The sequence below is a fragment of the Methylocapsa sp. S129 genome, assembly GCF_009765995.1.
In the GTDB taxonomy this organism is placed as follows: domain Bacteria; phylum Pseudomonadota; class Alphaproteobacteria; order Rhizobiales; family Beijerinckiaceae; genus Roseiarcus.
Genome location: NZ_LMUI01000041.1, coordinates 1 through 9,864 on the forward strand (window position 1 = coordinate 1; position 9,864 = coordinate 9,864).

The 9,864-nt window shown below is 64.0% G+C and carries 3 protein-coding genes and 1 pseudogene; all 4 read right to left on the minus strand.

The genetic code is table 11. From position 1 onward, the window contains the following. Positions 1 to 46: 46 nt before the first annotated feature. Entirely contained in the window at positions 47 to 4,450 is a 4,404-nt protein-coding gene (locus GSQ90_RS20290) for an AAA family ATPase (RefSeq protein WP_158816724.1), read from the minus strand. A gap of 619 nt (positions 4,451 to 5,069) precedes the next feature. Then, on the minus strand, positions 5,070 to 6,518 hold the full coding sequence (locus tag GSQ90_RS20295) for an HlyD family type I secretion periplasmic adaptor subunit (RefSeq protein ID WP_246731691.1): 1,449 nt from the start codon (positions 6,516 to 6,518) through the stop codon (positions 5,070 to 5,072). Beyond that, the gene (locus tag GSQ90_RS20300) at positions 6,505 to 8,646 is read right to left on the minus strand and encodes a type I secretion system permease/ATPase (RefSeq protein WP_158816781.1); all 2,142 of its coding nucleotides are present in this window, start codon (positions 8,644 to 8,646) and stop codon (positions 6,505 to 6,507) included. The genes GSQ90_RS20295 and GSQ90_RS20300 overlap by 14 nt, the downstream gene beginning before the upstream one ends. 45 nt (positions 8,647 to 8,691) lie before the next feature. Beyond that, positions 8,692 to 9,864, minus strand: a pseudogene (locus tag GSQ90_RS20305) (hypothetical protein); the annotation flags it as partial.

The following is a 9,864-nucleotide window of genomic DNA, read 5'->3' on the forward strand; positions in this document are numbered from 1 at the left end:
GCGCGGAGTTTTCGATCATCGCGGCGCCCTAAGGCCGCCTCGCCGCTCACCGGCAAGTCTCGCCCACGCGCGGCGATAGAAACGCGAGAAGCGGCGCGGCGCGGTTGTAAAGCCGAAAAAGCAGGCTCTGGGGCTCGGGCGCGAGATCGTCCGCCGCGGGCGCGGTTACAGCGCGGGCGGCTTCGATCAACGCCTGACAGGCGGGCGGCGTCCGCCATAGGCGCGCGGTTCCGTCGGCGGAGCCGGTCAGCAGCCGCGCGCCATCGTGGGAAAAAACTGCAGAGGTCACGGGACCGCGATGTCCGGCGAAGGTCGCAATTTGTTCGCCCGTCGCCGGGTCCCAAAGTCGCGCAGCAGCGTCGTCGGATGCGGTGACGACCCGCGTTCCGTCGGGTGAGAAGGCGGCGGTCCAGAGCGTGTAGTTGCCGCCGGGCGCGATGCTGGCGATACGCGCGCCCGAGTGCGCGTCCCAGACGGCCGCAGTATGATCGCGCGACACGGTGACCACCCGCGTTCCATCGGCTGAAAATGCGGCGGATTCCACGGCGCCGCCGTGGGCGAGCGGCGGCGCGGCGCTCTTTCCGGTCGCGACGTCCCAAAGCCTCGCCGTCTTGTCGTAAGAAGCTGTGACAAGGCGCGTTCCGTCGGCAGAAAAATCGCCGGATTCGAGCGACGCGACATAGTCTTCGAGTTTCGCTCGCGGCTCGCGCGTCGCCGCGTCCCAAAAGCCGGCGGCGCCGCCTCTGGCGGCGGCGAAGATCGTCCGCCCATCACGCGAAACGATCGCGGTGTCAGCGGGGCCGGACAAGCCCGCGAGCGCGCCCTGATCGGCGCCGTTCGCGGAATCCAGGAGTCGTGGCGGGCTGTCGGCGGGAAGAACGAGGATCGTCTTGCTGTCCGACGAGAACGAAGCTGAGCGATCTCCCTTGCCTCGAAGAGTCGCCAAGACCTTCCCGGCGTCGGCGGAATACAAGCGGGTCGGCCCGTCGCGCGAGGTCGCCACGACAAGCTTCCCGTCGGGCGAAAGCGCGGCGGAAGCGACGCCCGTCAGCGCGGGCCCGCGCGGCGATGCGTCGGCAATATTCCAAAGGCGCGCCGAACCCGCCTTGGACACGACGAGCGCCGTCGCGCCGTCGACGGAGAACCCAGCGCTTTCCAGCGCCCCTCCCCCGCCCGGCAAGATCGCGGCGAGCGAGAGCGGCTCGACGCTCCACAGCCGCGCGATCCCGTCGCGCGACGCGGTTGCTAACCGCCCATCGGCGGAGAAAGCGAGCGCCTCGATGGCGCCGCCGTGCGCGCCAAGCGTCGCTATCGGTGAGCCGGTCTCGACGTCCCACAATCGCGTCGTGTGGTCTTCGCTCGCGGTGGCGAGGCCGCGGCCGTCGGGTGAAAACGCGAGAGCATTGATCGGCCCTGAATGGCCATTGAGGATATGTTCCGCTACATCCGTCTCGACATTCCAAATGCGTGCGGAATTATCGCCCGCGCCTGTCGCCACGCGCTTTCCATCGGGCGAAAAGGCGACGGCCGCGATGGCCCCGTAGCCGATCCAAGCGTAAAGCAACGCGCCCGTCTTCGCGTCCCAGAGGCGCGCGACGCCGTTATCGGCGCCAACGATGACTTGCGCGCCATCGGGAGAAAAAGCGGCGACTTCGGCGGTTTCGCCGGCTTGGGATAGCGGGTGGATCAGCTTGTGGGTCACAACGTCCCACATGCGCGCGCCGCCCGATTCCGAGACCGTGAGGACCGACAAACCGTCCGGCGAGAAAGCGACCGTCAACGGGCTATCTTTACCGGCTGCCCAACCCTCGCCGAGCGGGGATCCGGTCCGTCCGTCCCAGAGCCTCGCGACGCCATCCAGCGCGCCGGTGACGAGGAGCGAGCCGTCGGCGGAGAAGCTCGCGGAGACGACGTCGCTCGAATGAATCATCGGGCCGCCAATAGCTTCGCCCGTTGCCGCGTTCCAGATCCGCGCTGCGCCATCCGCGGAGGCCGTTACAACGCGCGCGCCGTCAGGCGAGAACGCCGCCGCAAAGAGCCTAGAGTTCGAGGCTCTCAGCGCGAGTGAAGAGCCGTCAAGGCCCCATATCCGGGCGATTCCGCTTTCCGACGCGACGAGGACGCGGCGGCCGTCGGGCGAAAAGGCGACGCTGTGCAGGGCGCCGTCGCCCTCGCCGAGCTGCGCGATCTCGCGGCGGTTCACGTAGGCGTCCGCCAGCGCCGCAGCGCCGTCACGCAAGAACGGACGATCGGGGTGCGCAAGATCCCGGGGCAGCGCGGCAAGTGCGAACCGCAGGCCGCGCATGCCGTCCCCTGCAGCGACCGCCGCGCGCGCGTCGCGGATCAATCCCTGCGATTGCGCGATCAACGCCGCGTCGCGCTGACCTTGCGCGATCACGAGCGCGCCGAGCGACGCTGCCGTCAGCGCGAGCAAACAAGCCATGACGGCGGCGACAATCGTCCAGCGTCGAACCGTCGACCGCCGCGCAGCGCGCGCGGACAATGCAATGAAGCCGGCGATATGCTCGGGCAATTCGTCGCCCCAGCGTCGCGCGAGGTCGCACGCGCCGACGAGGTCGGGATCGCGCAGCAACAATGCCGGCTTTCCCCTCGGATCCGCGGCGCTCCAGCGGCGCTCTTGCGCCTCGACGAGCGTGCGGGTCTCGATATCGCGCCGATCCTTGATCAGTTGTCCGCGCGCGCGGTCCCATTGCGTCAACAACGCCTCATGGGCGAGGCGAAGCATGGGCGCGCCGCCTTCGTTCGCAGCAACTAGCAGACGGCCCGCGAGCAACGCGTCGACGACGAGCCGCGGCGCGCTTGCGTCTGGGAATGCGGCCAACGGCGCTGGCCGCGCGACCGCGACTTTCGCCCCCTGGGTCGTCAATGTCCTGAGCACGCGAGGCACGGCCTCGCGCGCGCCCTCGGGCAAATCGGCCACGATTGTCTCCGCGCGCTTGGCGATAGCGCCGCGAAGGCCGCCTAGCGCTTCGTAGCTGGCGAAGGTCAATTGCGTTCCGCCCGCTTTGGCGACATCGGCGGCGTAGATAGTATCGAGCGTGAACGAAAGCAGCGGCAGCACACCGGGCTCTGCCGAGGAATCTTGTGCGAGCACCGCGTCCAATCCGAGTCCGGACAGCGGATGGGTCTCGAAATCGAGCCCGGCGGCGAGCGCTGGCTTACGGATGATCTCTGCAATTTCCGCCGGGGACGGCGAGGCGATGTCGAGGCGGCCCAGGCCCCCCGCGAGTTCGGCGAGTTCGGGGACGCCGGCGACTTGCGGCCAGAAATCGTCGCGCAAGGTCGCGATGATCCAGACTTCGCCTGAGCGAGCGAGTGCGCGGAGCAAACGCGCAAACAGAGTCTTGTCGGCAGAAGGGATATCGGGGGACGTGAAAAGCTCTTCGAGCTGATCGACGACGAGAACCAGCTTGACACTCTCGAAATCAAGCAGTCGCCCCGCTTCGCGCTCACGAGCGGTGACGAGACCTAAGGCGCCAGCGAAGACAAAGCCAGGCGCTGTCACGCTTTCGCGCAAATGTGCGGCGAGCCCGCCGGCTTTCTGCCCCGGAGCCAGCAGTTCCGGCAGCGCCTCCAAACGGGTCAGGGCATCTGCTAGACCGAGGAAGATATCGCCGCCGTTGGCGCTCGGGCGGAATAGCGCGCGACGAAGAAAGGAAGTTCCCTCGACGCGCCTCGGCTTCATCAGTTTCGGAACCAGCGCGGCTTTGACCAGCGATGACTTGCCCGATCCGCTCGGCCCCGCAACCAGTAGGAAAGCGGTTCCTTCGCGCGCATGCGCGGCGAGCCGCTCGGCAGCCTCAGCGACGAGGGCGCCGCGGCCATGGAAAATATCCGCATCGTCGAATTCATAAGAGCGCAGACCGCGGAAGGGCGATCCTTTTACCCGTGCCAAAGGCGACGGGCCGGCGGCCAATGCGAGAACGCGGCGTTCGATCAGCTTGCGTAGCGAACCCTCCAAGAGCGCGTCAAATTCCTCGATCGTGTTGTACGTCTTGTAGCCGGAGATGAATTCGCCCTTGTCCGCGAAGCGCAGCTTCCAAAACGCGTCGAGCGCGTCGAGCTGAAAATTGCCGCGCGCGCGCGCCTCCGCGTCGACTGCGTCGAGACGAACCTCGGATGTCTTGCGGAACGCGATTATGTCGGGGGTACCACGCTCCCTCGCCGCTTTCAGCGCGTCCTCGTATTCCCACTCCGTCCCTGTGACCGGCGTGCGGCCGTCGAGCCCGCTATATTCACGCACCGCCGTGCGCGCCGGCAAGGACGTGCCAAGCCTCGACCAGACGATCAGGACGACGATGTCGCAAGCGCTCGGTGGATCGATCGAATCCTGGAAGTGTCCCGACGCCAACATCGGCTCGTATTCCCAGCGATAGGTCTCTAGCGTGAAGTGGCGAGCATAGTCCTGCGCGAGTCTGTCGACGATCATCTCGGCTCGAAGGCGCTCGCGGGGCACGTCCCCGGGCGACGAAATGAAGAGCTTCAATCGACTCCGCATCGGTCCTCGACGAATCCAGGTCACCCCGGCGAGATGGGTTTGGGCGCCTCCGTTCGATGCGCGCAGCCAGGATTCGCCAAGGCAGCATCTAGGCAGCCCAACCCCCGGTTGGCAAATAGAATGAAACAAGACCGTAACCGAAGTGTCTGTTTCGCGGCGTCAACCGCGCTGATCAAATATGATCTTGGCGCTCGGCGCTCATCGACGGCGCCAAGCATGAGACAAAGGTATCACGCGTTGCGCTACTATGGCGCCGAGACACTTCCGAGAGGATGCGCAGAAGAACTGTTTTCGATGGCTCGAAAACCGCGGATCCCTCTAATCAGACACAAGCCCCTCTCCGTTTCCCGGCTTCCGTCCCCTTATGCCCCATCTGCGTTCACGATGAGCCTCCAGCGCGACGCCTCAGCCGGGACGGCAGATAGTCGATAATGCATTGGCTGTCAGTTCTGATCCAGCTACGAGCGTCCCGAAGAAAAGAGGAAAGGATTGGGCACTATCTCGAATGTCGAGCACTGGAGATTCATCGGTCCTCTTGGCCACGCTGCACTCACCTCTCCCTGATGGCTTCTTGCGAATATTGTCTTAGCGGCGAGAGCAGATATTCGAGAATGCGCCGCGAGCCTGTCTTGATCTCTGCGGTGACCGCCATACCGGGCCGCAGCGGCTCCGTCCTGCCGTCGACCACCATGCTGGTTCCCTCTAATGCGACACGCGCCACATAGGAAGGCGAGTTATTGGCCTGTTGATCGCCCTTTGCGTTCTTGGCGTCGCCCGAACTGGCGCCGTTGTCGTCGGTCGGCCGCTTGTCCTCGGTGACGACATCGGGGCTGATGGAGATGACGCGCCCATGGATCAAGCCGTATCGCGTGAAGTTAAAGGTCTCGACTTTCACTTCGACTTCCTGACCGGCGTGGACGAATCCGACATCGGCGTTCGACACCATCGCTTCCAGGATGAGCGACTGACCCTCCGGCACGATCACCAGAAGTTGCTGCGCGGGCGTCACCACGCCGCCTAAGGTGTGGATCGCCAGTTGTTGGACGACCCCGTCGATCGGAGCGCGCAGCTCCGTCTCCGCCGATTTGCGTGTCGCCTTGACGAGGTCTTGCGTCTGCTGACTGGCCTTCTGTTCCGCGTCGGCCAGATCGCTAAGAACCTTATGCGCATATTCCGCGCGCGTCTGATCGCGCTGACGCTCCAGCGCGGCGCGCGCCGCATCCGTCTCGACCGCTTTCCGGCCCTGCACAAGCAGATCGTGCTGGGCCTCCTGGAGCGCCTGCTCCGCGTCGAGCCAGGCGAAGCGGTTGCCATATTCCAACGCCAACAGCTTGGTGCGAAGAACGTCCTTTTGCTGCAGCAGCGGAATCGTCGCCTGGAGCTTGTCGATGCCCGCGCGAACCTCTTCGGATTCAGCGCGCTTCTGATCGATCTGCTGGTCGAGAGCGGCGAGTTTGGCGGCCTGTTCGGCCGCCTGCGCCCAGGTGAACGCGCGCGCCATTTCCAGTTCATGCGCAGCCGCATTGTCGGGCGCGACGAAGGCTTCGACGGCCTTGCCGGGATCATTTTCATTTTTCAGCGCCAGAAGCCTGGCGATATCGAGTTCGGCCGTCATCAGATCATGCGCCGCCCGATCGCGATCGGCTGAGGTCGTCGTGCCGTCGAGAGCGACCAGAAGATCGCCGGCATGGACGACGTCCCCATCCTGCACGCGGATGTCCCGCACGACGCCCGCTTCAAGCGGCTGCACCACCTTGACCCTGCCGGTCGGCAGCAGTCGGCCTTGAGCCGTGGCGATAATGTCGACATAGCCGAACCACGACCAGGCAAGCGCGGCGCAGAAGAACGCGAGTATGCCAAAGGCGATTCCCCGCCCGAGCGGCGAAGCTGGCGTCTCGACGACCTCCAGCGCGGCCGGCAGGAACTCGCGCTCGGAATCGCGCCTTGCGGGCATACGCGGCCAAAGCAGGATTCGTGCTGTCTGTTCAGGCGACGCCATGGAGACCTGACTGTAAACGCAGGAGCGAGGCATAGCGGCCGCCCGCCCGCAACAATTCGTCGTGGCTGCCATCCTCAACGAGGCGACCCCGCTCGATCGTCAGGATTCGATCGGCGTGCCGGACGGCCGAGAGGCGATGGGCAATGATCAAAACCGTCCGGTTTTTCGCGATCTCGCGCATATTCTCCTGAATAATGCGTTCGCTCTCATAGTCCAGGGCGCTCGTGGCTTCGTCGAAGATCAGAACGCGAGGATCCATGATCAAAGCGCGCGCGATCGCGATGCGCTGGCGCTGTCCGCCCGAAAGGTTGGCCCCGCGTTCGCCCACGGGGGCGTCATAGCCTTGAGGCAGTTCGAGAATGAAGTCATGCGCGCCGGCAAGCTGCGCGGCCGCCATAACCCGCTCGATCGGCATGCCGGGATCGGTGAGCGCGATATTGTCGCGGATCGAACGGTTGAACAGAACATTTTCCTGCAGGACAATGCCAACCTGACGCCGCAGCCAGGCAACATCCACCGAGGCCAGATCGACGCCGTCGACCAGCACCCGCCCGCTCTCGGGCAGATAGAGCCGCTGGACAAGCTTGGTCAGCGTCGACTTGCCCGAACCGGAAGGTCCGACAATGCCGATCATCTGACCGGCGGGAATGGCGACATGCACATCGTGCAAAATCTCCGGTCCATCGGGGCGATAGCGGAAGGTCATGTGCTCGAAGACAATCCCGCCGCGTATTGAGGGAAGCGCGGCGCGGCCCGGCGTGAAGCTGGGTTCGGGATGGGTGTTGAGGATATCGCCAAGCCGCGCCACCGACAGCCGCGCCTGGTGAAAGTCTTGCCAGACCTGGGCAAGCCGCAGCACTGGCTGGGCCACACGGCCCGCCAGCATATTGAAGGCGACCAATTGCCCGACTGTCAGATTGCCCTCAATGACCGCCTTGGCGCCGAAGAACAGAACGGCGGCGGTGACCAGTTTGCTGATGAGCTGGACGCCCTGGCTCGCCCAATTGCCGATATTCAAGACGCGGAAGCTCGCCTGCACGTATCCGGCGAGCTGTTCTTCCCAGCGTCGCTGCATCTGCGGTTCAACCGCCATGGATTTCAAAGTCTGGATGCCGGTTACCGCCTCAACGAGGAAGGATTGGTTTTCGGCGCCGCGATTGAACTTCTCAGCGAGGCGGCGGCGAAAGATCGGCGTCACACCGGCCGAGATGGCGATGTAAAAGGGAAACGACGCCAGCACGATGCCGGTCAAGAACACCGAATAATAGGCCATGACGCCCAAGAAGACGAAGGTGAAGAACAGATCGATGACGAGGGTCAGCGCCGAGCCGGTGAGAAAGTTTCGGATATTCTCAAGTTCGCGCACCCGCGCCACGCTGTCGCCTGCGCGCCGCGCTTCGAAATAAGCAATGGGCAGCGCCATGAGATGGCGGAACAGCCGCGCCCCGAGTTCGACATCGATGCGGTTGGTCGTGTGCGAGAATGCATAGGTGCGCAGCGCCGTCAGCAGGCTTTCGAACAGCGACACCGTCACAAGACCGATGATCAGCACGTTTAGCGTTGTCAGGCCCCGGTGAACGAGCACCTTGTCGATGACCACCTGAAAGAACAGCGGCGAGATCAGCGCGAACAATTGCAGGAAGAATGAGACGACCAGCACCTCGCCGAACAGGCGCCGGTATTTGACCATCGCCTGCAGGAACCAGGTGATGTCGAACTGTCGCGCCAAAGCGCCAAGCGAAGCGCGGCGCGTCATCAGCAACAGGCGGCCGTTCCATTGCGCTTCGAAATCGGCGCGGGTCAATTCCTGCGGCCGACCGACCGCCGGATCCTGGATCAATACGCCCGAAGGGGAGAACTTGCCGAGCACAAAAAAGCTGCCGTCGCGCCTTTGGGCGATCGCCGGCAGGGCGGTCTTGGCCAGACGCGCCCAATTACTCGAAATCGCCCGCGCCTTAAGCTCGAACTCCTTCGAACAGCGCAACATCTCCGACACGCCAATATCGGCGCTGCCAAACCGATGCCTGATCTGTTCGGGATCGGCCGCGATGCCGTGAAAGCGAAGCAGCAGAACAAATGTTTCTAGACCCGCCGTCTGAGTCGTTCCTCCCTGTACTCCGCCCGACATCATGACACCCGCAATTTCGCTCGCTTAGCTGTTGTTCGTCGTCCCTTAATGATGCCAGGCGGCCGCCACTGCGCTCTGCAAGGTCGTGTCGGTCGGAACTTGCGACACCAGCGTCGGATTGAACCCGCTGTTATCAGCCGCATAAGTCGCCATCGCCGACACGAGTTGACCCACCTGCGTATCGAGCTTCAACCCGTCTGTGGTGGCGAAGCCCTGCACCGCCGCAGCATTGGTCCCGCCGAACCAATCATCGATCGTCAAGCTATTGGTGATTCCCATGACGTCGATCTGCAGGTTGGCGCCGGACTGCTGGAACCACAAATTCTCATCGGTAAGGCCTGAGCCGAAGTCCACTGTCCCGGTGTTTGCGCCACCGGCGGCTCCGACGACACCCTGACCACCTCCTGAGCCGAAAACATATAAGTTGTTCGTACCCGACGCGGTCACAGTCCCGTTTGCATTCATCGTAATCGTATTGTCGGACCCGCTCACCGTCGCGTCGGCGCCGTTCGCGAGATTCACGGCGCCCGAACTGATCGAAACGGTCCCGCCGACCCCGTGGAAATTGGCAACGTCGATCGTGCTGGTTCCAACGGTAAATGCGGTGACCACATAATTCGGGTTAACGATTTCGCGGACCGCCCTCGTGTCGCTCGCAAACTGCGAAGAGGTCAACGCCAGGATCGGCGCCCCGCTGTCGGTCAGGGCAATGGAATCTATCTCGACGTCGCTATTCAGTTCGTCGAAAGCCGCCGCGACGTTCGCCGCCGTGTCGGAGATCACAAACCCGCCGACGACCTTGTTCAACGCCGCCTGGTCGCTCTCGAAAGTCGCCGCCGAGACGACGATCGGACCGCCCGTGGAGACGATCGAATTGATATGGCTGATGTCGGCGGTCATGACGCCAAGATCGGCCTCGACGTTCCCCGGCACGCCGGCCACGATGTCGAAGCCGCCAACGATCGTGTTGAGAACCGCCTCGTTGAGCATGAAGCTGTTCGCTCCCACCGTCACTGGCGTGTCCGTCGATGTGATCGAGGCGATGTGACTAACGTCCGCCAACAGGTCCGGCAGAGCATTCGCGATGTCGGCCTCCGTGTCCGAAATGTCGAAGCCGCCGACGACCTTGTTCAACGCCGTCTGGTCGCTCTCGAAAGTCGCCGCCGAGACGACGATCGGCCCGCCCGTAGAGACGATCGAATTGATATGGCTGATGTC